Source organism: Bradyrhizobium sp. B025 (genome assembly GCF_042257955.1).
In the GTDB taxonomy this organism is placed as follows: domain Bacteria; phylum Pseudomonadota; class Alphaproteobacteria; order Rhizobiales; family Xanthobacteraceae; genus Bradyrhizobium; species Bradyrhizobium diazoefficiens.
On sequence record NZ_CP170150.1, the window covers coordinates 4,430,612 to 4,456,458 of the forward strand.

General features: G+C 60.0%; 26 protein-coding genes and 1 tRNA gene. 13 read left to right on the forward strand and 14 right to left on the reverse strand.

The window, feature by feature from the left end; translation table 11 throughout:
* Positions 1-75 precede the first annotated feature (75 nt).
* From ACE10W_RS20470 to ACE10W_RS20485, 4 genes are all read left to right on the forward strand, one after another.
* Positions 76-151: transfer RNA gene (locus ACE10W_RS20470), tRNA-Lys, on the forward strand.
* Positions 152-500: 349 nt separating this feature from the next.
* A complete protein-coding gene (locus tag ACE10W_RS20475) occupies positions 501-1,955 on the forward strand; it encodes a DUF3696 domain-containing protein (protein WP_375762731.1) in 1,455 nt (484 codons plus the stop codon).
* A gap of 158 nt (positions 1,956-2,113) precedes the next feature.
* A complete protein-coding gene (locus tag ACE10W_RS20480) occupies positions 2,114-3,022 on the forward strand; it encodes a hypothetical protein (protein ID WP_375762732.1) in 909 nt (302 codons plus the stop codon).
* Between the two features lie 146 nt (positions 3,023-3,168).
* Complete coding sequence (locus tag ACE10W_RS20485) at positions 3,169-4,068, forward strand: hypothetical protein (protein WP_375762733.1); 900 nt, start codon at positions 3,169-3,171, stop codon at positions 4,066-4,068.
* A gap of 230 nt (positions 4,069-4,298) precedes the next feature.
* On the opposite strand, the gene ACE10W_RS20490 is transcribed toward ACE10W_RS20485, so the two are convergent.
* From ACE10W_RS20490 to ACE10W_RS20510, 5 genes are all read right to left on the reverse strand, one after another.
* Positions 4,299-5,132 carry a hypothetical protein gene (locus ACE10W_RS20490; RefSeq protein WP_375762734.1) on the reverse strand — a complete coding sequence of 278 codons (834 nt, stop codon included), beginning with the start codon at positions 5,130-5,132 and terminating at the stop codon, positions 4,299-4,301.
* 50 nt (positions 5,133-5,182) lie between these two features.
* Positions 5,183-5,515, reverse strand: coding sequence for a hypothetical protein (locus ACE10W_RS20495; RefSeq protein ID WP_375762735.1), 333 nt, complete (start codon positions 5,513-5,515; stop codon positions 5,183-5,185).
* Positions 5,512-7,074 (reverse strand): hypothetical protein, encoded by a 1,563-nt coding sequence (locus ACE10W_RS20500; protein ID WP_375762736.1) that lies wholly within the window; start codon positions 7,072-7,074, stop codon positions 5,512-5,514. The genes ACE10W_RS20495 and ACE10W_RS20500 overlap by 4 nt, the downstream gene beginning before the upstream one ends.
* A complete protein-coding gene (locus tag ACE10W_RS20505) occupies positions 7,071-7,484 on the reverse strand; it encodes a hypothetical protein (RefSeq protein WP_375762737.1) in 414 nt (137 codons plus the stop codon). Before ACE10W_RS20505 ends, ACE10W_RS20500 begins: the two co-directional genes overlap by 4 nt.
* A 299-nt stretch (positions 7,485-7,783) precedes the next feature.
* Complete coding sequence (locus ACE10W_RS20510) at positions 7,784-8,197, reverse strand: hypothetical protein (protein WP_375762738.1); 414 nt, start codon at positions 8,195-8,197, stop codon at positions 7,784-7,786.
* A 51-nt stretch (positions 8,198-8,248) separates the two neighbouring features.
* On the opposite strand from ACE10W_RS20510, the gene ACE10W_RS20515 reads away from it, so the two are divergent.
* The gene (locus tag ACE10W_RS20515) at positions 8,249-8,419 is read left to right on the forward strand and encodes a hypothetical protein (RefSeq protein ID WP_375762739.1); all 171 of its coding nucleotides are present in this window, start codon (positions 8,249-8,251) and stop codon (positions 8,417-8,419) included.
* Between the two features lie 144 nt (positions 8,420-8,563).
* Positions 8,564-9,193, forward strand: coding sequence for an SHOCT domain-containing protein (locus ACE10W_RS20520; protein WP_375762740.1), 630 nt, complete (start codon positions 8,564-8,566; stop codon positions 9,191-9,193).
* A 23-nt stretch (positions 9,194-9,216) separates the two neighbouring features.
* On the opposite strand, the gene ACE10W_RS20525 is transcribed toward ACE10W_RS20520, so the two are convergent.
* From ACE10W_RS20525 to ACE10W_RS20535, 3 genes are all read right to left on the reverse strand, one after another.
* Entirely contained in the window at positions 9,217-10,182 is a 966-nt protein-coding gene (locus ACE10W_RS20525; protein WP_375762741.1) for a hypothetical protein, read from the reverse strand.
* A gap of 760 nt (positions 10,183-10,942) precedes the next feature.
* The gene (locus ACE10W_RS20530; protein WP_375762742.1) at positions 10,943-12,256 is read right to left on the reverse strand and encodes a tyrosine-type recombinase/integrase; all 1,314 of its coding nucleotides are present in this window, start codon (positions 12,254-12,256) and stop codon (positions 10,943-10,945) included.
* A gap of 144 nt (positions 12,257-12,400) precedes the next feature.
* Positions 12,401-12,694 (reverse strand): hypothetical protein, encoded by a 294-nt coding sequence (locus ACE10W_RS20535; protein WP_375762743.1) that lies wholly within the window; start codon positions 12,692-12,694, stop codon positions 12,401-12,403.
* Positions 12,695-14,079: 1,385 nt separating this feature from the next.
* On the opposite strand from ACE10W_RS20535, the gene ACE10W_RS20540 reads away from it, so the two are divergent.
* Positions 14,080-14,292: a hypothetical protein gene (locus tag ACE10W_RS20540; RefSeq protein WP_060912148.1), complete on the forward strand. Its 213-nt coding sequence runs from the start codon at positions 14,080-14,082 to the stop codon at positions 14,290-14,292.
* A 333-nt stretch (positions 14,293-14,625) separates the two neighbouring features.
* Here the strand turns inward: ACE10W_RS20540 and ACE10W_RS20545 are convergent, their stop codons facing one another.
* Complete coding sequence (locus tag ACE10W_RS20545) at positions 14,626-15,294, reverse strand: hypothetical protein (RefSeq protein WP_028173954.1); 669 nt, start codon at positions 15,292-15,294, stop codon at positions 14,626-14,628.
* Positions 15,295-15,565: 271 nt separating this feature from the next.
* Here ACE10W_RS20545 and ACE10W_RS20550 point away from each other — a divergent pair, with 271 nt between their 5' ends.
* Positions 15,566-15,736 carry a hypothetical protein gene (locus ACE10W_RS20550; protein ID WP_165448161.1) on the forward strand — a complete coding sequence of 57 codons (171 nt, stop codon included), beginning with the start codon at positions 15,566-15,568 and terminating at the stop codon, positions 15,734-15,736.
* A 701-nt stretch (positions 15,737-16,437) separates the two neighbouring features.
* Positions 16,438-16,680, forward strand: a complete 243-nt coding sequence (locus tag ACE10W_RS20555) for a hypothetical protein (RefSeq protein WP_011087435.1) — start codon at positions 16,438-16,440, stop codon at positions 16,678-16,680.
* A gap of 63 nt (positions 16,681-16,743) precedes the next feature.
* Here the strand turns inward: ACE10W_RS20555 and ACE10W_RS20560 are convergent, their stop codons facing one another.
* The gene (locus tag ACE10W_RS20560; RefSeq protein WP_375762765.1) at positions 16,744-19,848 is read right to left on the reverse strand and encodes a DEAD/DEAH box helicase; all 3,105 of its coding nucleotides are present in this window, start codon (positions 19,846-19,848) and stop codon (positions 16,744-16,746) included.
* A 578-nt stretch (positions 19,849-20,426) separates the two neighbouring features.
* Between ACE10W_RS20560 and ACE10W_RS20565 the strand changes: the two genes are divergently transcribed.
* Both ACE10W_RS20565 and ACE10W_RS20570 read left to right on the forward strand, forming a co-directional pair.
* Positions 20,427-20,666, forward strand: a complete 240-nt coding sequence (locus ACE10W_RS20565) for a hypothetical protein (RefSeq protein WP_038967477.1) — start codon at positions 20,427-20,429, stop codon at positions 20,664-20,666.
* A gap of 325 nt (positions 20,667-20,991) precedes the next feature.
* Complete coding sequence (locus ACE10W_RS20570; protein WP_231166484.1) at positions 20,992-21,174, forward strand: hypothetical protein; 183 nt, start codon at positions 20,992-20,994, stop codon at positions 21,172-21,174.
* A gap of 100 nt (positions 21,175-21,274) precedes the next feature.
* Here the strand turns inward: ACE10W_RS20570 and ACE10W_RS20575 are convergent, their stop codons facing one another.
* From ACE10W_RS20575 to ACE10W_RS20585, 3 genes are all read right to left on the reverse strand, one after another.
* Positions 21,275-21,670 carry an NUDIX hydrolase gene (locus tag ACE10W_RS20575; RefSeq protein WP_028173949.1) on the reverse strand — a complete coding sequence of 132 codons (396 nt, stop codon included), beginning with the start codon at positions 21,668-21,670 and terminating at the stop codon, positions 21,275-21,277.
* Between the two features lie 145 nt (positions 21,671-21,815).
* Complete coding sequence (locus ACE10W_RS20580) at positions 21,816-22,913, reverse strand: AI-2E family transporter (protein WP_375762744.1); 1,098 nt, start codon at positions 22,911-22,913, stop codon at positions 21,816-21,818.
* Positions 22,914-23,057: 144 nt separating this feature from the next.
* Positions 23,058-23,780, reverse strand: coding sequence for an outer membrane protein (locus tag ACE10W_RS20585; protein ID WP_375762745.1), 723 nt, complete (start codon positions 23,778-23,780; stop codon positions 23,058-23,060).
* A 255-nt stretch (positions 23,781-24,035) separates the two neighbouring features.
* Between ACE10W_RS20585 and ACE10W_RS20590 the strand changes: the two genes are divergently transcribed.
* The gene (locus ACE10W_RS20590; RefSeq protein WP_271557833.1) at positions 24,036-24,263 is read left to right on the forward strand and encodes a hypothetical protein; all 228 of its coding nucleotides are present in this window, start codon (positions 24,036-24,038) and stop codon (positions 24,261-24,263) included.
* Positions 24,264-24,315: 52 nt separating this feature from the next.
* On the opposite strand, the gene ACE10W_RS20595 is transcribed toward ACE10W_RS20590, so the two are convergent.
* The gene (locus tag ACE10W_RS20595) at positions 24,316-25,119 is read right to left on the reverse strand and encodes a helix-turn-helix transcriptional regulator (protein WP_375762746.1); all 804 of its coding nucleotides are present in this window, start codon (positions 25,117-25,119) and stop codon (positions 24,316-24,318) included.
* 98 nt (positions 25,120-25,217) lie between these two features.
* On the opposite strand from ACE10W_RS20595, the gene ACE10W_RS20600 reads away from it, so the two are divergent.
* A complete protein-coding gene (locus tag ACE10W_RS20600) occupies positions 25,218-25,787 on the forward strand; it encodes a pyridoxamine 5'-phosphate oxidase family protein (RefSeq protein ID WP_375762747.1) in 570 nt (189 codons plus the stop codon).
* Positions 25,788-25,847: the final 60 nt, after the last annotated feature.

The window sequence follows — 25,847 nt, forward strand, 5'->3', positions numbered from 1 at the left end:
GCGCAGCGGCAAGACATGCTTCTCGAATGTCCGAAGACGATGGCGATCGATCTTGAAAGCCATCCGCGGCCATGGGAGCGCGTAGCTCAGCCGGTAGAGCACGTGACTTTTAATCACGGGGTCCTGGGTTCGAGCCCCAGCGCGCTCACCAACAAAATCAAACGGTTATGACCTTTTCGGGTCAGACAGCTCACGCAACGAGATTAGGTTTAGATTAGGTCGCGCGAGAGGCTTTCGCGGAGCCGCGCGTCGGCGTTAGCTATCCGATCGGAAAATTGTGGGGGCGACCTCAACTCGCTTGACAGTTGAAGGTTTTCCCGCGTCGATGCCGGTGTCACACAAGGTAAAGGCAACTCATGCTGAGTTTCGGACTCAGAAATCTCAGGCGGCTCGTGTCTGTCCCGCCCGTCGAAATCAAGCCAATCACCATTCTCGTCGGACGAAATAGCAGCGGGAAAAGCTCATTCCTCAGAGCCTTTCCGCTGCTTAGACAGTCGTTAATGACGAAAACCAGCTCACCTGTGCTCTGGTTCGGTGATCTCGTCGACTTCGGCTCGTTTCATGGGGCCGTGTCGGATAACAACGTGCAAAAGACGATCACCTTCATCTTTGCATTGGATGATTTGCGCTTTCCGCCCGATGTTCGTTCCTACTCTGCCGAGCCTCAACGCAATCTCAAGATCGAGCTGGAAGTCGATATCGGTGTCTTGAAATATCCCGCCGTCCAAGCTGCACCAAACGAACAGACTCACATTGCCGCCTTTCGGATCCTAAACGTTACGGACGGAGTTCTTTACGACGCGCGGCTGAACGACTCCAACGAACTCTTTTCACTAACGATCAATGGCCTCAGCGCTCTCGAATATTTCTCCGATTACGATCTGAAACTGTTCCAAGGCACGGTGTTTCCCGAACTGTTACTCCGCCCCAAGGACCCCGGCTCTCCTCCACAGAATAGAGTCTATTTGCGAGATCATCTCGTTTTGTTGGACGCAATGGGCAGAGCATTGCGACCGTTTCTCCATGGCAGCACCAAGCAGGATACGTTGGATCGATACGCAACCGCTCTCTTAATGCTTCCTACATTTGACAAGGAGACCTTATTGAAGCTGTCGAATGACATCCAGGCAGCTCAGTACTTCAAAGGCCTTTTGTCAGACGCGGCGACTAATGATGCTCGATCGATGTTTGACACCCTGCATCGCATCTATCACGCCAACCGACTAATCCAGATTTTGAATAGATTATCCGGACATCTGCGAGATGTTCTGGCAAACACGCTGTACATTGGTCCGGCTCGAGTGCGGAGCGAAAGGTACTACCGCTATCAAGACCTAGCTGTATCGGAAATCGATCCGAACGGAACGAATTTTCCTATGTTCCTAAATTCATTGGGGCCGCACCGGCTGGCCGAACTGTCCAACTGGGTGCAGGATTTGTTCAATTATCGGATTGAAATAAAGTCGAGCGAAGGACATTTGAGTATCAATCTTTTGGAAGGCAGCTACTCAACAAACATCGTCGACACGGGCTATGGTGTTTCTCAAATCCTTCCCGTTCTCGGACAGATTTGGTGGGCAGCACGAAGGCCGCGGCTTAGCGACAATCGTCTTCGCCGACGTGAACGCTTATCAATTTTAGCTATCGAACAACCAGAGTTGCATCTGCATCCCGCTCATCAAGCGTTGCTAGCCGACGCAATTTCGGGGCACGCAAAGGATTTCCCGTCAGGAGAGCCGCTCCACTTCGTTGTCGAGACGCACAGCGAAACATTTGTGAACCGCTTAGGCGAACTCATAGCGGATAAGAAACTCGATCCGGAGAATGTGCAAATACTCGTCTTTGACGCACGCGATGAAGACGCTCGCGTGACGGCGGTCGAGATTGCAAGATTTGGAAACGACGGCGAGCTAATAAACTGGCCGTATGGCTTCTTTCAAGCTGCCCAACAATAATGATCATTCACTTCGACATCACAGCGGCTCAGGCAGAGTCGGCCAATCAAAATTTTTTGCAGGTTTGCGTCTCAGAGGCTTTGCGGGCTCATAGGCTCGGGCACCACCTCGTTATCATAAATCGCAGTGTCGCTGACTACTGCGAGAAACATCTCGACATGAACTCGATCGATCGAGCGACATTGAAGCGGCTACGTTCGAACTACACACAGACCGCCGGGCTCCTTCGTCAAGCCACGTTTTATGTCCGCATCGCAGCCCTTCCCGATGGCACGGTCCGACGGGTGGGGAATACCGTTGAGCTGTCGATCGATCAAGCCTATATTACGGGGGTATATGAAAAGACCATCCTGCTGGTTGAAGACGAGCACACTGATGGGCCTCTTCTGAAGTTCCTGCTAAACAATTTGAGCACCAAAGTAGTCGGACAGCTGCCATTGAGCTTTCAGCCATTGCACGGTGGGGGAGAGCGCATTCCTGATATCGCACGAAGCCGAGTCCGAGAACGCCGAATTGTTTGTGCGGTCGTCGACACCGATAAAAAATTCCCGGATGGCACACCTTCGCTTAAGATGAAACGTCTTGGCCAAATATCTACCGACGAGGATTGGCCGCTGATTTTCGTGAACGCCACTCCCTGTAAGGAAACAGAAAATCTGATCCCCGTCGAAGTTGTTGCCCTCCTTGACTGCGCGAGGGAGCGTGCTGCAGATATCAGCATCGTTACCAGGATCGGCCAAGGCGAGCAGAAAGCAGGCAATCCTGCGACCGACGCTTTCTGGCTCTATTTTGACATCAAAGATGGTTGTAACCACGAGCAAGTTGGAAAGCTTGCGCACGAGCCTGAAAGGGCTTGGATACTAGCCAAAGTCGCGCATGGCACAAAACAGCAAGACTTCAAGATAGCTGGCTTCGGCCCGCACGTTGTGCCACAAGTTCTGAGCACCAATACTGCTTGTGCTCGCTTTCGAGATGAACTTCGAAGGAAGGACTGGTGGGACGTATTTGGCTCCTTTATCTCCGATATCACTTGGCTGACGGTAGGCGGAGTTCGCCAGTTTACGTGATTGACCATCGTCAAAATCGTCGCCTGATCAGACTTCCCGCCAACTATTTCATTGATTAGCGATGATTGCCGGAACAAGCCCCTTCCGCTCTCCTAGCTGAATGTCAGACTGCTGGTCTCTCACCGCCGTGAAGGAGCTCAGTCGATATGATCGCGAGAGTGGGTCCGCTGAAGCAATACGAGCTAATTGACAGTAAGAATGATTGGGAAGATCGAACTCAAACGTCCGCCCCGCTGAATTCGGGCTTGCCCGAAAGCATCACGCTTCATCGCGCGGGCCTAACGATGCCCGACACTCTATCGCACGAGCTGTGGGAAAAACTCGGCATCTGCCTTGCTGCGATGACCGGAGCTCTGCAATGGGCCATTGGAGACTGGTGGGCCTACGGCTATCACAAATACGGCAAGCGCAAATCCATCGCAGTCGCCAAGAGCCTTCCGTACGAGTTCGGCACTCTGATGAATTTGGGCACCGTGTCCCGCAGCGTATCTCCCTCACGACGTAATGAGGTTCTGAGCTGGAGTCATCACGCGGCTGTCGCGTCCTTGGAGCCTGCAGAGCAGACGAAGTGGCTAAAGAAGGCAGAGCGCGGGAAGTATTCAGTCAAAAAAATGCGAGAGATGATGCACGAACGTCGAGAGCGCGATTTCGACGACGACGAAGAATTGCAAGCGAAACGTTGTGCAAGTCATCTCTTAGAGATGGCCCGGCGCGCACTTCCACTCAGTGAATTCCACGGTTTGCTAGAAGATAGAGACTTACTTCTGCTGGACAACAAGCTGATTGACGATCTTCTCGAAAGCTCTCGCAGAGTGGTCCATGCATGGACAAGGGCGGTCGAATGCCTGGAACGACATCGAGAAAAGCGATCGTCAAAGCCGTTATCGTCCAAAAGAGAGCGGCTTCCGGACGATTTCCGAACCGTTGCGCGGAAGCGGAATGACGTGGCTGCCCGATCGCCATTAGCGGGTCCTGAGGCGGCTTTCCCGTCCCTGCCCGCCTCCCTAGCACATCCCGCAAGGGAAAAGCGCCTTCCGACCCGCTAATGAGCGCGGGAAATATAGCGAAAGCCCGTCGCCTCTCCGGGTGCCGGGAAGCTTCGGATTGACGACGGGCTTGCCTGGCGCGTCAGCGAAGGTCAATTCTGACCCCAGGCTCTGCGCTGTTTTTGCCTACGCGGACACCTGCGCAGTGGCCCGCTGCTGGCCCCGGACGGCATCAGAGGGAGGCCAGCACAATGCCCTCCCGGATGCAGCTTAACGGGAGGGAAACTCGTTCATGCGACTGCCCTGTTTCGATCGACGACAAGGCCGAGTATTGCCCTCGGATCGGCTGTCGGACGCCGATCGATCGTCTGTCCCTGTTCTTCGGCCAACGAGATCAGGGCCTCCTCCTCCGTCTCGCGCTCGTAAAGCAGGTCTTTGATCTCTCGGAGCCGTTTGGCCTTTTGCTCTGCCGACAAGCTGAGTCTTGGCTTAGGCATTTGCTCAATGGCTTCGTCGATCCGTTTCGTCAGCTTCTCCGGATAGAGAAATGCCATGATCGCAGCGATGTCGGGCATCGGAACCGATGCTTTTTCATCGTAGACTTCGAAGCTGATTGCAAACTCGTTATGTGTCGCGGTGATGCGCGGTCGCGCCGTCTGTGTTTGACTGGCAATCCAATCCCGAGCCTTCGCGCGGATTTCCTCGACCGGAAGCCCGCACTGCTGAACCTGAAATCGTTCGGAAACAAGGTTCGCGATGTCACGTCGGACGCGGTCGACGGCTGCGACGAAGCTCTCGCCTCCTCTAGGACGAACCTTGACCTTTCTTGCGTCCGACAACACCGCGTTGGCCGGGAGCATTCCGAGGTATCGACGGATTGCCGCGTTCACATCGCAGCATGAGCGATGCCGATCGGTATGCTCGTCTCTCCTCTCGCGGAGTAACGCAATCTCCTCCCGGACAGCATCGCCTCTGTCCCCGTCGGGATTGTTCATGATGATCCGTTCCAGCTCGCCAATCCTGCGAACAGTGGACGAGATCAGCGTCTGCGCCTGCTGCTCTGCGTCCTCCAGCCGGAGGATTTTGAGTTGGGCTGCTTTTGGTAGGTTCGATCCGTCAGCCATATGGCCCCTCCTTGTTAAGCCCACCGCGCTGGAACGCGGCAGGCTTGGTCCTAGCTCTTCCAGGCGTTCTCTAGACGCCGGTTTCTCAGCTCGATCGCGTCATCCACCGAGGCCAGCGGGGCTTGCTTCTCGGTTTCCTGCTGGTCGGGATGACGCCATGCATCTTCCATACGGGAGCAACGGGCCTGATAGGCGGCATCCAATTGCTCTTGGGTCGGGGGAGCGTCGCCTTCCACGTCGCGCATGGTGACAACGGACGGCGATGCTGGTGCGGCATCCATCAGCCGCATCCCGACGACAAGCCTGTCTCCGTCCGCGATCACGCCGTCGAGGCGACGAACGCGTTTGCCGTTTCTGTCGTAAAGAATGGAGTCGTTAGTCATCGTATGCCTCTTAAGGTTAGAATGTTGCTGAGCATCTGAGCACTTCTGCTCTGTCCGAGTTTGTGGGTATCGATCGGCCCACCGACCCAGCTCAAATCTGCGACGTACCGATATTTGCGGACACCCATGGACGTGAGGACGCCCGCCACCGCGTTGGCTACGTCGTCGTGACCGTTGGGAGCATGGTCGATGCTGTCTTTGCCGGATCGGGCTGTCCGTCTCTCAAGCCCGCAAAGCTGGTTCGTCAGCCGATTGTTATCTAGGAGGTCGCACTTCTTGCTCATCATCAGGGGCAGGAATTCCCCGTAGATGGTGCTCTTGGGTTTCGCGGCGTAATCGAGGGTGATCCCGTGCCCCAGGAATTTCTCGCGAACCCATTCGCCGGCATAACGATCCGCGAGGAGCTTGCTGATGCGATAGGTCTTCAACAGGTCCGAGTACTGCTCGACGATCGTCTCCGGCGAGAATGGAGGCTTGGCCTCCCGGATGACGTCGAGAACGGATGTGCCCTCTTCCACGTGACCAATGGCTAGTGTAAAGCTGTCCGAACCTGATCCGCCCGCAGCATCCGCGAACGCGTGATATTTGAACTCCGGCATATACGGCCGTTCCCGCTCGTCCGAGGTGACGGCTTCAACGGCTTCGCGCGCAATGAAGGCTTCGACGTCGGAACGGAACTGAGCCCCATATTCTGCGGCAGCCGAGACAGGATCATCCTCATAGGCTTGTGCCAGAAATGCCGGATCGATTTCCGGGTTCATGACGTCCGTTGCCGCGGACCATGCGAGCACTCGAGGGTCGTCCTTCCCGTGATATTGTCGGTGCATGTTGTACAGGACGCCCCGTCGGGCATACGGGCTGGAAGCGAGCAACAGCATAGACGTCGGGATCGTTGCCATTCCGGGCTTGATAGCATTGACGACCTCCGCGTCCGGATTGGCCGAGTCGTCCGATTGCCAGAACGCGATTTCATCGCAGAGGGCTGCGACAACCGTGCGGCCCCGGACTGCGCGATAGGAGGACGTGGTGATCTCAATTGAGATCGAATTTGAAAGCTCAAGCCCAACGTTGGTGTCCCGCTCGATCATCCGGGCGAGCATGGGGACTTTCTTGATAAAGCCCTTCACGTAACGGAGGATGACGCGAGCCTGCTCTTTATCCGCTGCGAGAACCTGGACGACGCCAAGCTCCCCCTCGTCGAGGTACTGCCGATAATCGTGGAAGCAGGCCAGCCAGACTGCGATCAATGCTAGGATGCGGGACTTGCCTCCACGACGTCCGATGACGAGCACAAGCTCTCGCATCTGCTGGGTCGGCGCATCCTTGCGTCCCGTACAGGCTTGATAGATCGCGAGTTCCTCGCCAGACATCGGCAGGCCGAACGCGGCGGCAATGAATGCACGCCACGCAATCCATGATGCTGGATTTTTAAAGAAGGGCTTGAAGAGCTTGGGGTCTGCGATCGCGTCTAGGAGTGTGAGACGATTTGATCTTGGTTGAGGCTTGAGGCGTGGTGCGGGTCTGGCATCCAGACGTTCCCGCACCAGCCTCTGCTTCATTCAAGCCGTTCCCTGTGTAGACGCGAGCCCCCGCGTTCGGCATATGCCAACGGATCGTCGTGCTCATCGTCAGCCCGATCCGGGGATGCGTTGAACAAGCCGATCTTTTTCATCAGCCGAGATTGCGTGTTGCTGAGCCGTTGATATTCGAGCCGTTCATCCAACGTGGTCGAGCCCGTCTTGACGTACTCGGCCTCCGCGTCCTCGAGCACACATTGCAGAAACGCGATACGCCGGATGTGATTGCGCGTCGTCTCGGAAATGGAGTCGGCTCCCCCGCAATCATCGGCATATCGATTGACGAGATCGACGAACCGACGTCCGCGCGGAGAGCTCGCAGGGACGCGCTCAGCAAAGAGACGTCGACCGGATGAAACGGCCGATCGATTGCGTCTCACATTCTGCTTCAATGTCCCGTGCAAAGCCCTCGCCCCATGCTTGCGAATGCGCCTTTGCGCAGTCGCTGTTGCGGCATCGATTTTGGGCGCGAAACGTAATCTCAGACCTGATCTCATTGCAAGGGGGATGCCCACATCGCCTATTTTACTGCGCGGGCGAAAGCCACCACGTGATAACGAGTCATGAGAACTGCGCTCACTCGTCTCAAATCAGCGTCCGGACGGATCGCGCGGAACAAATAAGATCGGGACACGCGTGCGGGTATGCGTACCGCTTTGGACGTCATTCGAAATGGCTTTGACGTCGCGCTTCAGATATAGAGGCGTTCGCGTTTGCGCCTCCGTCGCGCAAGATCGTCCGGATCAATGAGAGCCACATCGGGCTTTTGAAGTAGCCGCAGGACCTCGCGCATGTCTCTCCTCAAATTGGCGATTGTAGTGAGCGAGACGAAGTATCCCTCGCGTTGCAGCGCATCTCGTATCTCCGCAGGCTTGATATCGGAATGATCGATGACGAGGCGACGTATGATTTCCTTGATGTCGTTCGGATTGTCGTTTGGACCAGCGGTTCCCTTTGTGGGCTGCTTTGACAGCTGGCTCGTCTTTCGGGCTCGATCGATGGGCTTGAATGTCGACCTCCTTAAGCTCGTCTCCTCATGCTGTCGTCGTCGTTTGGCTCCCTTGCCTGCGAAGTCATAAAATCCCTCGTCATCACGTCCTCCCATTTTAGGCTCCTCTTCGGTAAGCTCTCAGCCGACTGGGGCTGGAGAGCAGGGATGATTTGGCTGGAATTTTCTAAGGCGGTCATTGCGGGCTGGATCGCGTACGGCCTCGCGACCAGAACAAGCAGCCGATGGGCCTGGGCCGCCATATTTGTTTTGGCTGTAATTCTGGGGCAGCTGGCTGCGTTCGAGCTGGGCTACTTCCTTGTCGCGGCCGGCCGCTGATTTTCGCTTGTTAGCGGGTTTGTGGGGCGCCTTTCCCTGCCCCCTTGGCGTCCTACTCTCTCATCCGTGAAGGGAGGCCCCCCAGGCGACGACTGTTCGAATTTTAGCCATTTTCTTACCGGGCTTTTTGCGTGCATACGCTACATGTCTCTCGCCGAACGGGAGATCGAAATGCTCTGCAAGGGAATTGGCGGCTCGTTAGAGCTGTTGGAGGATCGTTTAATCATAAGACGGTCGGCCATACTGGGTATTCTAACGCACGGCTTCAAGGGCGAAAAATCCATCCCGTATTCGGCAATAACCGCCGTCCAGTTCAAGAGGGCTGGCTTTGCGAGTGGATACATTCAATTCACATTAGGTGGCAGCAATGAGAGCTCTAAGGGACTCTGGGACGCCACCAAGGACGAGAACACCTTGATGTTCGGTGACAATGAGGTGTTCGAGAATGCACGCAAGTTCGTGGAAGACCGCATGGGCATTCGGCCAGTTGTCCCGCAGATGGTAGCAACGGAGTCTGTAGCTGATAGCCTTGAAAAGCTGGCCACTTTGCGCGATCGAGGCATTCTAACGGCCGAGGAATTTGAGGAGCAGAAGGCTAAGCTTTTGGGAAGGACAGACTCGCGCCCGGCCGCGAAGAAACAGGCGACCGAAATCGCGCATGAAGAGCAGCCCAACGAAGCGAAGTCACGCATGATCGCAGCAATGGATCGCGCGATTGAACAACGATCGGCATCAGCTCCGACTGTGCCGCCGACGTTCGGGCGCCGGATCTAAGCTAGCTGACACGGCGATCTAGCTTACAGTCTCTCTCGGATAAGGGGCTCGATCGGCTTGAGCGCCCTTTTAGGAGGTAACAAAGAACGCAATTCCCGCACTGCATCATCGCACGCGACATCAGCAGAAGCCCAATTCAAGCCCTCCTCAAAATCCAAGCAATCCCATTTTTCCAGACGATCAAAGCGATCTGGATAATATTTCGCGTAGACGGAGACGTGGTGAAGCCCGATCCGTCTGTTTAACGCGCGGACGCGCATTTCGGCGTAGGAGTAGTCTGCATCAGCATACTGTTTGCATGTTGATGAAATGCCGCGCAGCGTAATTTCTTCCAATCTTGCCCGATGATCTTTGACGACGCAGTACTGTCTGAAAATCTCCTCGGGCCTAATGCTCAGGATGTCTATAGGATCGAACATGCCCGCAGCTTGGACGGAGCGTTTTCTCTCCATTCTGATTTCGACATGAATAGCATTGTCCTCCCCCGTGATGCTCGACGGCTTGGTGTTGTAGACGCAGAGATTGCGATAGGGCCGAGATTTGCGGCGTGAGACATAGATCGAATACGTGGTGCCCTCGTATTCGTATATCCAGTCCGAATGTCTCCGATGGCGAAGGTGCAGCAAGTTCTTCAGCATTTCGACGGCTTGGTCGTACGTCCATCCGCGGTAAGTCTGGATCAGATCGAATGCGACATGAAGCCGATAAAGCGAGAGATTGCGATCGATCCGAGCGTACAGCTGCAATAGCTCGATGCAGAAGTGGGACGGCTGATTGATAACCAGAATGTGTCGCCATACCAGCTCGGGAATTTTCCGGTCCTTTTTCTCCTTCGGAAAGGCACTCCCGCTGTTCGCTTTGATCGCGCGAATGAAGGCAGGATGAAATCTGCGCGTGGATGATACCTCGATCGTGTCAACATACGGAGCCATAAGGCCGATCTTGAGAGCATTGTTCTGGTTCGCTACCTGTGATAGAATATTCGGCATCGATGATCTTCTCTGATGCTGATCACTCGTTCATGAGCATAAGCTTTCGACGGCTTGGCGTGATCTTGCTTCGCGCTAACGGACGGCCTCGCACTGCTCGAACAGTGCGGGGCCTTGTCGTTCTTAGGATTGCAGGGGCGTTGGATCGGGAATTCTGCGTGGCCCGACGATCGTCATGACGTCCGCAAGCCTGTAGTAGACGCTCCGACCAGATGGATGGAGCCGCTTAACCTCGAGACTGCCACCGCGACGCTGTTCAAGCTTCTTCACGGTGTCAACGTGACAGCCGAGAATTGCAGCTGCTTCCTTACGAGTGATTAGCTCGCGCGCTTCTGTGATGGGCTTGGGCTTACGACGAACGAGCTTTTCGCGAACGATCCTATTTGACGTCTTCATGGCAGTATCCAATAGCTACCGCACCGCGCGTCGTAAGACGCAACGTTGGTGCAAGTTGAAACTGGATCACAGCCGGGTCGTTGTCGACAGCCGATGCTCTACGTGATCGACGCCATTGTGCCTCCGCGGCACGATCGTCCCGCACATGATGATCACATGCGGCTCGTCCATACTGCAGGAATGATTAAGGGCGATCAAGGGCAAAAAACGCTGAAATTCCCGCACAAATTGAGGATTTCAACGCGACGTTGAGATTTGGAATGATGATGGAGAGCCTGGCGGCTCACAGGGCGGCTGGCTAAATGCTGGGGACCATCTCCCCATCCAGACCGGATCAAACGGCCCAGGAACCCGCCCCGCCGTGCTATGATCGTGTGGCACGAATGAGGGGGACCACATTCCCCGCCTTCCCCTCCAGAATGCGTGCGATCAAGGATGCCAGAGCCGTGAGGGCTTGGGCCCGTTCCAGATCGTACGCATGCCGGTCGTAGACGCCTTGGACGCCCGGAATTGCGTGCCCCAGGACGCGCTCTGCAATGTCCGGACGGACTCTTGCGCGGGACATCAGAGAACGCGCGGTCCTTCGCAAATCGTGCAGAGTCCAATGAGGAATGTTGGGCATAATGTCGGCCATCGCTTTGTCCAATGCGGCCTTGCCGTCTCCGAACGCACTAAAGCTCCCATAATGCCTCGTCGGATCGGTTCTCTTCGTTTTGAACGAGGCCGGAAACACATAGTTGTTCGTCCGAGTCTCCAGCTGTGCCTCGATGACGGCGAGAGCCAGCCTCGGGAGCTTTAGACGCGCGGCATTCCCCTTCTCCCGCTCTTCCGTCGCGATCGTCCAGACGTCTCCGGAGAGATCGTCCCAGCTCATGGTCGCGACTTTGATCCGACGTTGGGCCGTCAGGAGGAGCATCTTGGCAAGATTGCCGAAGACGCCCTGCCCCTCACACGCTCTGAACATGACCCGGATTTCCTCGTCCGAGAGGATGCGATCCCGTGCACGCTCGGAAGGGCTCTCGATGCGTGCCATGCCCTCTCGGATTGGAGAGGAATAGTCGTCATGGCCTACGGCATATTTCGACATCATCCGGCGCAATGTGGCGAGTGTAACGTCTGCTGCTCTCGGCCCGCGCGTCTCCTCAATGTCGTCGAGGAGACTGGAAACATCGGACCTCTTGATCGACTCAAACGACTTCTTTCCCCAAACGGGATAAATCTTCTCGACCATTTTGCGGATTTGAGGTCCTGATCGTCTTTTGCCGTCCACATATCGTTTTAGATACCGTTCGGCGACAACTTCAAACGTATCGGAACGGGCTGCGGCATTTTTCGCGCGCTCAGCGAGGAGGGTCGTCCTGTTCGCCCTGAAATTGTCGGCTGCGTCCCGCGCGGCCTTGAGGCTGACGTGATCGGACGATCCTGGCCGGAACTCACCCAGCTTTTCCGTTCGCATCGTGCCGCGCGATTTGTCATAGAAGGACACGAGCCACGACTTCCGGCCAGTGCCGTTGATACGCAAGATCAGCCCTTGCTTCTTTTTGTCGCGAAACGCGACCTGCTTCTCGCCCGGCCTCAGCTTGAGCTTCGCGATACTGATCTCGGTGAACAAACGATGCCGATCGGCTTCGCCGGAACGATCCCGTTTCGCGGGAGATGGGCTTTGTGGATCGAGCATACGGCCCCTGAGATTAGGTCTGAGATTAGGTTTTCCTGACGTCTGGGTGATCGCCGACGTTCGGTCTTAATCCTCAAGATCGTAATCTAAGGGCTTGATAAGGTGAAGGATTTGGTTCCAGCAATCATCGCTGATCATTGACCTTCATCGATACGCGATAGGACTTTTAATCACGGGGTCCTGGGTTCGAGCCCCAGCGCGCTCACCAAGCAAATTCAATAGCTTACGCCAGACCATCAACCGATTGAAAAAGCCCCGTGTGGGCGCTGTGCTGACAATTCGATTGCTGCTCTCCCGGTCGGAGATCTCGGCCCTGTAATTGTTCGCCGTAACAAGCAGGCCGGCGCGCTCCTCAGCCGTGGTCGCCTGCCCTGCCAATTCCAGGCAGATCCGCTCCATGCGGGCGAGTTCGTCGATGTCGTGTTGATATTGCCCCATGCGGCTGATCAGACTCCGGCGCCCCGCAAGGTCAAGGACGGGCCGCGTAAGGAGCCTTCGACCGCGACACGCGTTAAGGACCAGAGCAGGAGGACGGAGGCGGGTTATGAGTACCATCCCCCTAGACCTTCAACGAAGGTTCGAACAGCGCTGGGCCGCCCGATTTCCGCCGTCGGGGGGAGCGGTCGCAACTCGATGGGATCGGCCTGAAAAGCATGATCGACAGCTGGCCACGCCCAGAAAGGGCAAAAGAAAAAATCGCCAAGCGAACCTAGCTCGTTCAAGTTCAGCGCCGACGGCGTGAGCGCGGGACCGAAGCCCCCACGACGCGCAGTAGCTCGCGCGCGTTCCGAGACCCAAGGGATTGATAATTTGACTCTGGCCTGCGCCGCGTTTCGATGGCGGCATGCCCCGCCCTGCCCGCCGCCACACGCCCACGCACGTTGACGGCCGCCCCGTCAAGATCACTTTCGGCGAGATGCGGGAGATGGGCTTGCGCGGCGTCCTCGTCTATTGCCATTGCGGCCATCATATCGCTCTGAACTCTGAGCGCCGATCGCTGGCCTGACGATGTTCGCCTCTCTGGTATCGAGCCGCGCTTCGTCTGTGCCGGTTGCGGCCGCCGCGGAGCTGAGGTCAGGCCAGATTTCGAGAGCGGCATGCCGCCGCAGTTCGCGAGCTCGAACGCACGTGAGACCGCTGCAAAAAGGCCATATTTCGCGTGCGAGTTGATGAAGCGGGAACTTTCGGCAATTGGATACATTGCCGGTCTCGCCGCTTATCGCGTCCCTCGGGCCTGAGGAGCAGTCGTTGAACCGGGAATTAAAGGAATTCCGCAGGCTCGAACGCGCTTGCAGAGAGCACGCAGCCATCGCTTCCCTCGATCTTGAGCGTGAGGGTCTTCTCAAGGTGGCGGAGTATTATCGGAAAGCTATCGAAGCTTGCAACGCCACCCCACAGCGGACAGCCACCCGTAAATTTCCCAAGGAAGGCCCGCCAGCGTGAACCGTGGCGCTGCCTTTCCACGTCCCCACACGCAGCGACCCCGCCTCGCTGATAGCGTGGAAGGGCCGCCTGCCTTTCCTTGCTGGGGCTGGAAGGGGTAAAGCCAGCACGGTCGGCAAGTTCAATTTACGCCGGTGAAGTGGCGAAATGAACTGCCCAAAAGGGGCACTCCGCCGGAGGCGGAAGGTCTGCGAAAACCACACGGACCCGCTGAACAGACATCACGTCGCCGAACTCAATCCCAAGGGCAAGGAACCGCATTGGGGACGACGCAAGCTGAAACGGGATCAATGATCGTCTTCTCTCGGGAGACGCCACATGATTTTCATTTTTAGTCGGAATCAAATTGAGCCGTTGCTTCAATTATAAGGACGTCATTCATGACCAAGGAAAATTGCCTGATCGTCCACGTTGCTGGAAGACAGTTGGATCTGCTGCGAGGAGAAGCCTCGCGCATTGCAAAGGACAGTAAACTTGATTGGTGGATCGATCATGCCGATGTCGGCACGCGCTTCTGCTTTGAAGATGCGAAGGCGAAAGAAACCTTCGCTCTCACCTGCGACAACTTCGGCGTTCCGTGCCGCGACGGCTAGGAACTAAGCCCAATGGGAAAAGCCGCAGGGTGGTTCCAGCCCCCACTGCGGCATTCCCGGACAACTAGAAATTGGCTGGTACTCAAATCTCGCCGGTGTTCTCACAGTAGAACACCCCGTTCCGAAAATGGACTCCGTACAACTACCGGAGTTCGACGTCTCACGGATTGCAGCTTAAGAGCGAGCGTGGCACGGCTTGCATTCCAGCCCCCAAGGCTCCCGGCTGCCGATTCAATTGCGGATCAGAGCGCCGGGAGCGCCGAGGCCCGCCAGCGTGAACCAGCGGGCCAGTTCAGTGCGGGCACAGTCCCAAGCGTTTCGTTCGACCTATCTTCAGCTTTCCGGCGCCGCAACTGCAGCCGGCATGCTCAGCGGCGCTCCACCAACCGAAACAGGCCCCACCGACTTCGACTGCCGGACCATCCGTTTGCGCATCGCCGCGGACAGTCCATAGCGAGCATTCGCTCTTCGAATGGAGGACGTGACGTCCGACATCATTGCGCCTTGCAGCGAGTCCACCTTCGCGATCAGCGTGGACAGCTGCGAAGATATCTTCCTCACGTCGAAGCGTTCGTCCGTGATGCTCTGGCGCAGGGACAGCAGCACCATTGTGTCCTGCTGCAGCAGGGCGGCATTTTGCTGCAATGCTTGGTTGTTCTCCTGCAGCGAAGCCGTGTGCTGCTGCTGGGCCGACTGGATATCCTTCAAGGCGGCGACGACCGGATCCGGTTTCGGTGCGGGTGCGTCCCGGCGCGGAAGCAGTTCGGCCAGACTGCCGATATTCAACGACGAGAAATCGGCCGGCGATGTATAGATGGCCGCCGAGCCGTTGATGGCCAGGGCACACACCGACAGCGCCAGGACCGATTTCCGGCTGGAGCGCTTGATCGGAACTGGAGCTTCCGGTGCGGCGGGTTCGGGCGCTGCGGCTGCGAGCGCGAGCGCTGCGGGGTCGAGTTGTTCGACGAGGCCTTGCGCTTCCAAAGTCGTGGTCATCTGCATTGACCTCATGAGCGAGCAAAAGGAAGCCGACGCCGGAACGTCCTCGCGACGGCTCCTCTACGCAGCACCCACCTACAACTGTCTAAAATTGTAGGCTTTTCGGCTTAATTTCACGTTAGCGGCCGGGCCGCCCGGCAGGCCCGGCCACCCCGGCCGATTGCGGGGTCTAGGCGATGGAATGAGCAATGGGGCAGCCTGCTCCGAAGCGCGACAAAGCCGCGAGACAACGCCCTCAAAAGGTGTAAGATTCAGCAAAACAGGAGGGAGCGGCATGTTTGAAATCAACGGTTTCGACACGGCAGGCGTCGTCAGCCTCAAGCGGCTGTCACTCGAGGCCGCCCTCAAGAAGGCCAGAGAGCTCGTCGCGGACGGGTGCTGGGACGTTCAGATCGTTGATCCAACCGGCCGGATATACACCTCGTTCGAGGAGCAGGCCGCCTAGCCGCCCCGCCTTCCCTTTTCAGAAATCACCCAGCCATCGGATCGCGCTTCGCGAACTCCTGGCGTTGCCGTGATCCAAATGAAAACCCCAGCGCCTGGTGGGAAGCGCCGGGGCGTTTTCAAAATATCAATCGGTAAAGCAATGCGGCCTTCATAGCAGCGGCCGCGGAGACCGACTGTGAGCCGGTTCACAGCACGTCGCCGATTTTTCCATATCTGCGACGGTCGCCGGCTCTGGCCGACAACGTAACCGACCCGCTATCCGCCCCGGCCGACATTGGACGAGGCGCTGTTCAGCCACCGTTGCGTTGCTTCATCGCTCCAGCCGGGGACCGCGAAGCGCGCCCGCGGATTCACGTCCGCGCCGGAACGATCGACCGCGGGAGAGCGCGGATGATGTGCGCGGGAGCGTTGCGCCGTGGCCGCGTTTGCGGCGGTGCACAGGACGATCAACAGACCCATGGCCAGAACAGAGCGCATCATATCGGTTCCAATCGAGTAACCCGCTCGGGCTGATGTGATGCGCCAACCGTCCCGCCGCAATCTGACGCGGCATCACAGCTAAGCGATAGATACGCGAGCGCAACGCCCTTGCGGTGGCACGAGCCGCCGCTCAACGCCCGCGCGCCGCGCCGTTGCCAATCAACTCATTTGGGAGCACGCTCTCTCCAGGCGCTCAAGACGCCACACAGGGAGAGACACATGAAGGAATCGGGCCTGGATGGCCGCCATCGGGACAAGGATGGCGGGATCAGCAAGAAGCACGGCAACACGCTGGTTGGCACGTTGCGCAAGATCTACGGAAAGGGTTTTGCGGCCGGCTATCCCGATGCGACCCAGCTCAGCGAGGTCCTGGCTCAGCTGAACGAGACGTCGCTGAGCCAGTTGCGCCGCGATCACGACACCGGGCATTTGGGGCACAAGATCGACCACGCCTCGAAGTGACTGATGTCACCTGTCTGATTGACCCGGCTGGATGAAGACGGCGCCAGACCGGCGCATCCGTCCTCACCCCTCGTCCAGCACCTCGAACAACTCTTCAACCCGCTCGAACGGCGCGTCGCGCATCTGGCTGTGATAGACGACGCGATCGCCGTCGCGCTGCAGTGACTTCCCTCTCGACTTCCGCAACCGTCCGGGCAGGAACGTTGCGGCCACCGCCCCGAGGCCGACGTCGAGCCGGATGATGCCCCTTCGCTTGCATTCGAGCCTGAGCTTCGCGGCGGCAAAGAAGTCGCGCGCGACTTTCGGCAGCGGGCCGAAGCGGCGGGAGGTTTCCTCCTCGAGGTCGACGAGGTCGTCCTCGCTGCTGCATCTTGCGGCGCGCGCATAGAGTTCGAGCCGCACGGGCTCGGAATGCACATAGGTCTCGGGCAGCATGTCCGCGACCGGCAGGTTCAGGTCGGGCACCCACACCGCGGCCCGTTCCTCGTCGACTTTCTCCGAGGCCATTTTCAGCAGGTGGCTGTAGAGCACGGGCCCGAACACCTGGACATGGCCGGATTGCTGCTCCGAAAACAGATCGCCCGCACCTCTGAGATCGAGATCGCGTTCGCTGATGGCAAAGCCGGCGCCCGGCCGGCTGAACTCCTCGAGCACGGCCAGCCGCTTCTCCGACTGCCCGGAATTCGTCTCGGTCAGCAGATGGGCGAACGCGCGGATGCCGCTGCGTCCGACCCGTCCGCGCAGCTGATGCAGCTGGGCAAGGCCGAACTTTTCGGGCCAGCAGACCACGATGGTGTTCGCACGCGGAATGTCGAGGCCGCTCTCCACGATGTTGGTCGCGAGCAGGACGTCGGCCCTGCCCTCGACGAAGCTCATCATCCGGTCGTCGATCTCGTCGGCAGCCAATCTGCCGTGCAGGCACACGATGCGAAGATCACCGGCCACCGCCTGCACCCGCGCCAGCATCGGATCCAGATCCTGGATGCGCGGACAGATCAGAAAACTCTGGCCATGGCGCCGCTGCTCGCGCAGCAACGCCGACGCAATGGCCGCATCCGACAGCGGCGCAATCCTGGTTGCGACCGGAAGCCGGTGAACCGGCGGCGAGGCGATCACGCTGAGGTCGCGGAATCCGGCAAGGCCGGCGGCGAGCGTGCGCGGGATCGGCGTGGCGCTCATCATCAGCACATGGACATTTTTGGCGAGACTGGAAAGCCTGGCCTTCTCCGCCGCGCCAAAATGCTGCTCCTCGTCGATGATGACGAGGCCGAGATCGTCGAACTTCACGTCCTTGCCGCCGAGTGCCTGCGTTCCAACCACGACCTTGATCCGGCCGCTGCGCAGTCCCTCCCTGGTCGCCCGCAGCTCGGCGCCGGATGTCGCCCGCGACAGGTTCCCCACCTCGATGTCGAACGGGGCGAAGCGCTTCTGGAACGTTGCGACATGCTGCCGTGCCAGCACCGTCGTCGGCACCGCGATCGCCACCTGCTTGCCCGACAGCACCACAGCGGCAGCCGCCCGCAGCGCCACCTCGGTCTTGCCAAATCCCACGTCGCCGCAGATCACCCGGTCCATCGGATGGCCGGATGCAAGATCCTCCAGCACGTCGCGGATCGCCTTCGCCTGGTCGACCGTCGTGAAATAAGGAAAGCGCGCGACGAATTTCTCATAGGCCGATCCCGGCGGAACCAGCTTGTCGGCGCGCCGCCTGCGGCGCTGACTGATGTGCTTGGCCAGCACCTTGCCGGCGATCTGGATTTCGCGCTCGGCCTCGGTGCGGCGGGCCCACCATGAGCTGCCGTCCGCCTTGTCGAGCGCAAGCTTGCCGGGCTCGGTTGCGTAAGGCCACATCAGCGCCAGATCGGGCGGCGGCACGAGAACCGCATTGTCGCCTGCGAACACCAGGCGGATCATCTCGCGCAGTGCGCCGCCGCCCGTGTTCACGGTCTGCAGGCCATCGAGCACGGCAAGGCCGCGCTGGAGATGCACGACCACCGTGCCCTGCTCGGGCACGTCGGCATGGTCGAAGGCCGCGCTCCAGGCCCGCGCCATCGGCTGCGCATGATGCGCCCGGCTGCCGAGCACGTCGGGCGCCGTCACGACAACGAGCGACTTTTTCCCCGGGACGACGAAGCCCGCATCGAGATCGGCCAGAAGCGCCGCCTCGCCGCTCCGCCCGCGCACCGCCTCGTCCCAATTCTCGCAGCGCTGCGCCTTGACGCCGCCCATCCGCTCCATCACGCGCAGGTCGTCCTCCTGCGCCGCGACCAGGATCAGCCGCGAGCCGGCCCGGCGCGTCTCCTCGACAAAGGCACGCAGCGCCTTCCTGGAGGAGGTCAGCTTCGAAAACTCCGGGATGGGCTGGAACGACGCTGTCCGCGGCAACACCTTCATGCCCCTGGAGAGCTGCTTCCAGTCGCGCCGTCCGATGTATTCGCGTTCTCTCTCCGCGCGAGGCGCGGCCTCCTCGATCGTGCTGAGCCAGCCGTCGACATGCAACGGGACCCCTGCATCGGCGATCCATTTGGCGCGCCCGCAATAGTCGAACAGCGTCGCGCGCTTGCCGCGTTTGCCGGCGAAGGCCAGCCGCTCCGACATGGGATCGACGAGAAGCTCGCTGGTCTCGAAGATGATGTCGTGCTCTTTCGGATCGAACGCCACGATCCGGCTGATGGCGCGGCCTGAATGCTCGATCCGGAACGGCCCCAGCGCGCCCGCGGGAAATATCTCGAAGGTCTGTCCGTGAAACAGGGCTCCGCCCGGATAATCCGGCTCGTCCTCGAGATCGTATCCCAGCTCTTCGAGGCGCCCGCGCAGGTCCCGCTCGGAAAACGCGCCGCCCACCTTCAGGCCCACGCTCAGGCGCGACAGGCTCGCAGGCGGCGGCAGGCGCTCCATCACGGCTTCCGCCGTCGAGACCAGAAAGAGCGGCTTCCTGGATTTCGCGAGGCGTCGCAGCACCGAGGCTCTGCGCCCTGCCAGTTCGTGCGACGGCTCGAGCTGATCGAACGGCAAAGTGTTCAATCGCGGAAACACCAGGACCTCGCAGGCGGGATCGAGCGCGTGAATGACGCTACCGAGCCGCTCCGCCCTGTTCTCGCTCTCGGCGAGAAAAACGATGCCGCTGCGTCCGGACTGCTTCCATTGTGCAAGCAGATGCAGAGCCATCGAACCGAGGGGCGATGAAGACGAGATCGTGGCGCGCTGCGATCCTTTGCCCTTCTTTGGCGATGTCTTGGTCGCCTTCGCCTTTTTGGAAAGCCTCACTTGAATCCGTCTCTGGTCGTAAACTGTCACCCACCGAACGCGAGCCGCCTCATTGTCGATTCGGCGGTTCGCCGCCATCCATATGGGATTTGCCCTGCCAACGCACGCCTCGTGGCAACGTTCGGAGCGCCATTGCGCTCCCGAAATCTTTGGCTGTGGATCGGAACTCGCCGCTTCCGAAGCATTCAACGCGGCGTGGGACCTGCTTCTCTGGATGCACGGGCTGCTGCGATCGAGGACGCGCTGCTCGCATGTCCAGCACGAAAAACCCCAGCGCTTGGACGCTGGGGCGTTTCGTTCAAAATGAAATGGTCAAGCAATACGCTTTCATAGCAGCGAATGTGTCGCGTGCTTGTGAACTGGTTCACACGCGCTGTTGGTTGTTGGCGCGGCCCGATCATGCCGGAACGGGGTACCGCACCTCCGGTTTGAGCCTGCGCGCGCCGCGGGCTAGGATGCCTTCTTTTACGGAGGCTCATTTGAAACCATTCATTTTCATCGCCGCCATTGCACTCCTTGCGGCGTCCCCCGCCCGCTCGCAGCCGCTGGTCGATCCCAACAAGGTTGCTCCCGAATTCCGCGAGGCGGCCGAGAAGCGCCGGGCCGAGCAGTTGCGGCAGCGTGAATGCGCGCTGAAGGCCGATCTCGACAAGGTGCTGCCCAGGGATCGCACCGCGTATCTGAACCATTGCCTCGACACGCTCGCAGCCAGGCAATAGCGGCTGGTCGGGCAGCTCAAACGACCTGAGCCTGTTGACGACCTCTGCCTGCCGCCAGTCGCGGCGGGCCGATGACGCCCGGCCGCATCTTGCGAGCATCGCCGTCGTGCGCACGACATCGGCTGCGACAAGACCTCCGGTGAATTCACCAAGGCCTTCAGGCTTTCTTCAGACATTTGGGATCACCTGACGATCCATTCCCATCGGTCATTGTCGGTCGCGCATGAGTTTCGTCCAGATTCAGTGCACGCGCTGCAAGTCCGTGTTCCGCGATCGCGCCGGGCGGTTGCAGGACGGCTATTCCAGGCAATGTCCGAGTTGCGAGGTGGTGCTGTTTTTCGCCGAGGATTCGCAGCACCCCTTCGTCAAGCGCGCGATGCGCAACGCGCGCAAGGCGCGCAAGGAACAGCGCGAGGCCGAGGCGGCAAGGCGCGTCGCGCCGGAGCCGCGCGCGGCGCGCTCGCGGTCATTCGCCGGGCGGGACCGATCGGTGGATCGGGAAGACTAGAGCCGTTGTCCGTTCCGATAGAATCGGAACGGGGCCCTGGATTCCTATTTTGACGCGTTGTCTTGACGCCAACCGGTATCCACTTCGCGAGAACGCGAACTCAGCCGCGCCGCCGCGGCTTCCTCGGAAACAGGCGGTCGCGGATATAGCGCGAGGTCGGGGTCAGGCGGATGCCGCGCGGCTTCTGCCAGGCGGCGCGGTCGATCTCCTTCTTGTCGCCGATCGCGAGCCTGCCCTTGGCGCCCTTGGCGATGAAGATCGCATCGCTCATCTTGCGGCCGGAGCGCTTGTTCCTGGCCTTCACTTCCTTCCAGAGGCTGATCCGGCCGAGCTTCAGCTTGGGCAGCTCCTCCTTGATCTCGCGCCGCAGGCAGTCCTTCTCGGACTCGCGCGCGCGCTTGCGGCCGCCCGGGAACATCCACAGGCCGTCCGACCGGCGTCTGACCAACAATACCTTGCCGCGCTTGGCGGCAACCAGCTTGGAAGACTTCGCCATTGCTGCCGTAATCGAAATTAGAATCGTCCCAATCGTAACTTGTCTAGTCGGATAGACAAGTTCGGGACGCGCCTTGATCACAGGCCGCGGGCCTTCGGGCCAGCTGCGACACGGCGTTCAGATCGCGCCGTTCGAGGACGCAAGATCAGCCTTCGCTCGCCTTCGCGCCCGCCCCCGCCCGGTCCTCCGTCCTGATCCAGGCCATCATCATCTCCCAGGCAACCGACAGGATGATCGGCCCGATGAACAGGCCGACGATGCCATGGGCGAGCGTGCCGCCGATCACGCCGACGAAGATCACGATGGTCGGCGTGGTCAGACCGCGCCCCATCACGAGCGGCTTCAACATGGTGTCGATGAAGCCGACCAGGACGAGAAACACCGTGAGCAGCAGCGCCGTGGTGACGTCCTTGTCGGTCCAGATCCAGATGATCACCGGCAGCAGCACGAGGAAGGCGCCGATCTGCACGATCGAGAGCAGCAGCACGATGAAGGCGAGAAGGCCGGCGCTCGGAACGGCTGCGAGCTTGAAGCCGATGCCGGCGAGCAGTGCCTGCACGATCGCGACGCCGATCACCCCTTGAGCCACGGCGCGGATGGTCGCGCCGGCGAGCCCCAGGAAATGCTCGCTCTGCTCGGGCACGATGCGAAACAGGAAGCCGCGGCTGGCCGCAACCAACCGCGGCCCATGCGGGAACAGGAAGCCGGCGACGAACACCGAGACCAGAAACTGGAGCGTGCCGACGCCGGCATCGCCCGCGAACGACAGCAGCGGTCCTGCCAGCGGCTGGAGATAGGGCGCCACTTCGCGCAGCACCGCGCGGATGTTGGTGTAGGCCTGGTCCCAGAGGTCGTAGAGCCACGGGCCGACGAGCGGCCACGACTTGAGCTGCTCCGGCGCCGACTGGAGCGCGAGATCGCCGGTGCCGAGCTGGTGCGCCAGCTCGCGCACGCCGTCCACCGCGCTGATACCGAGCCAGGTTGCAGGGCCGATGACGATGCCGAGCGTGATCAAGGTGAGGATCGCCGCGGCGGTCTTGGGCCGACCGCCGAGGATCTTGGCGACCCAGCTGAAGGCCGGATAGAACGCGACCGCGAGCACGCCGCTCCAGGCCAGGATCGGCACGAACGGGCGGATGATCAGGAAGGTCCAGATGATCAGCAGGGCGAGCAGGCCGAGCCGGATCACGAGCTGGATGATGTCCTCTCCCGTCAGGAGCTGACGGAGGCTTTTCACGGGCACGACTTTCTTTGCGGCATCGACGCTGGTTCCGGCACATGCACGGGCAAGCCGTTATTGCCAGCCCCGCATCCGGCGTCAAGACGACCGGGCTCCCGCTCCGGCTTGACCGGACCGAGGGCTGATCCTGCGGCAACGCCTGCGCGGCTAGAAGTGGTAGTTCACGCCGACCGTTCCGGTCTGGATGTTCAGCTTCACATTGGCCGGCGTGGCCGCCAGGTTGCCTGATGTCGCCGGCTGCTCGGTGATCGCGGCGAAGCCCATGTAGTTGTACTCGGCCCTCACCGACCAGTTCGGCATGAACATCCATTCGACGCCGCCGCCGGCGAGCCAGCCGGTGCGGTTGAAGCTGCCCGAGGCAGAACCGGCGAGCGCGCCGGCAAGGCCATTATTGGCATTGTACTTGTCGCGGGTGAAGGCCGCACCGCCCTTGGCGTAGAGCAGCACGCGGTCGAAGGCGACGCCGAACCGGCCGGCGACCGTGGCGATGTAGTCGTTCTTGAGCGACAAGGTGAAGCCGGCGCCGCCGCCGAACGGACCGCCGGCGTTCTGCGCGACGCTGGACCAGGCGCCGGTGCCCTCGAGCCCCACCACGACATTGCCGATCTGGTAGTTGCCGCCGATCTGGCCGCCGACGATGCCGCCGCTGGCGGTGACGGAGGTCCAGACCGCGGTCGGATCGGTCGGGTCGATGCCTGTCCACTTGCTCCAGGCGCCGCCGCCGTGGGCGCCGATATAGAAGCCGGTCCAGGTGAAGATCGCAGCCGGCACCGGCGCCTTCACCGGCGCAGGCGCGATGATATCCGCGGCGAATGCCGGCGTTGCCAGCGACAGCAGCGCGGCCGTCAAAACGAGCTTTGTCCCCATCATCTCGCCCCCACTTGCGCGCCTCCCGACCGAGGCGACTGGGTGAAATCTAGCTGCCGGACCAGGCGCGCGCTTGGACCTGTCGGCGGCGCGATTTGGACTGACCGGCGCTCCGAACACCCGGAACATCCTGCACTGGCTCGGAGCGGAGCCCGGTTTGGCTAACGGCGATTAACCGGATTTCGTTGCCCCAGTTTACGCCGATGCAAAGACCCGCTCCTACCGTGCACCGAGGTCCCAAGAAAACATTCCGTGCAAATGGCGAACAGCATCTGGACGATCGAAGAATTCACCTGCACCGGTTGCAGCATGAACTACACCGCGACCAGGGAAGAGCACAGCGAAGCGCATTCCGGCAGCTTCAAATGCAAAATCTGCAGCGGCGTGGTGCACGCATGGTCCGGCAAGCATCACTTCTTCGGCTGGCAAGCCGTGAAGTCGAAGCCGCCGGTATTCGGCCGGCGCTGGGCGGGCGTGGGTTGGTAGACGGACGCTGACGAGCGAGCGGGCCGCGCGGCGGGTTTGGCCGCGATACCGGTCATCGATTGCGTATGGTTGGCGCAGAGAGAAGCATCGTCAGTCGATAGTCGGGCCAGCCCGCAAGAGACAGCGACACCTGCTGATAGCGCAGCAGTCCCATGGTCGGATGATCGAACGCACGTTCGCCCCCTTCGCGTGCCAAAACCCCCTGCGTCTCCCAGCAGTGCTCGAAGTCCGAGCTTCCAATTCTCAGTTCGTCTACGAGCCGGCGAATATCCGGATCGTCGGCGTAGCCCGTCACCGCGGCGCGGAACTCTGCGACGACGCGATGCGCACGGGACGTCCAGTCCAGGATCAGAGTTCGCGCCTCAGGCCGGAGGAAGATGTATCGCAGAAGGTTTTTTTCGCCGTCAGCATCGAGCCATCCCGCAAACAGTCGGGACGCTTTCGCGTTCCAACGACGCGCGCTCCATGTGCGATCGAGGATGTAGGCGGGACCATCGATCGCATCGACGCAGGCCAGCACCCCCTCAGGTGGATCATCCCTTTTGCCCGGCCGTTCGGGATCGCGCTTGCCCGCGAGCTCAAACAGATAGCCGCGCTCGGCTCGTGACAGGCGCAATCCGCGTGCGAGGCGCGCAAGTGTCGAAGCAGAGACGGACACATCGCGCCCCTGCTCGATCCATGTGTACCAGGTGGCGCTCAATCCGCAGAGCTGAGCGACCTCCTCGCGCCGGAGGCCGGGCGTGCGCCGTCGTGGTCCGGCGGCGAGACCGAATTCCGCCGGAGACTGGCGCTCCCGGAGCGCCCGCAAGAACGCGCTGAGCGAGAGTGCAGGAGCGATCGGATCCTGTCCTTTCATGGTGGTCGTTATACCAGGATAAAGTGTATCCTTAAACCGGTACATTTGACATGTTAGTTTCGGCCTCGGCTTCGTCGCTACGCAAAGGACGGACGGAAATGGGCAAGCAATTCGCAAGGATCGAGCCAGAGCACAGGGCTTTCATCGAGCGGCAGAAGATCTTCTTCGTCGCCAGCGCCCCGCCGAAGGGACGCATCAACGTCTCGCCCAAGGGCCTGTCCTCATTCCGGGTGCTCGGAGAAACTGACGTCGCCTACCTCGATTGCACTGGCAGCGGCAGCGAGACCCGCGCGCACCTGGTCGCCTCGAACGACAAGCGGCTGACCATCATGTTTTGCGCCTTCGATGGCGATCCGATGATCCTGCGGCTCTATGGTCAGGGTCGATCGCTGATGCGCGGCACGCCGGAGTACGCCGATCTCGTTCCGAAGTTCGAGGAAGTTGCAGGCGCCCGCCAAATCGTACGTCTCTCAATTGACCTCGTGCAGACATCGTGCGGCCTGGGCGTGCCGCTGTTCGACTACAAGCAAGAGCGAGGCAACCTCGTGCGCTACTGGACGGCGCAGGGCGTCGACAATCTGCGGAAATACTGGGGTCTGAAGAACATGAAGAGCATCGACGGCCTGCCGACCGACTTTACCCCCGACAGCATGGCTCCGCCACGCTGACAGACCAAGACTGCGTTCCCCCACACCTCCGTCATTGCGAGCGCAGCGAAGCAATCCAGA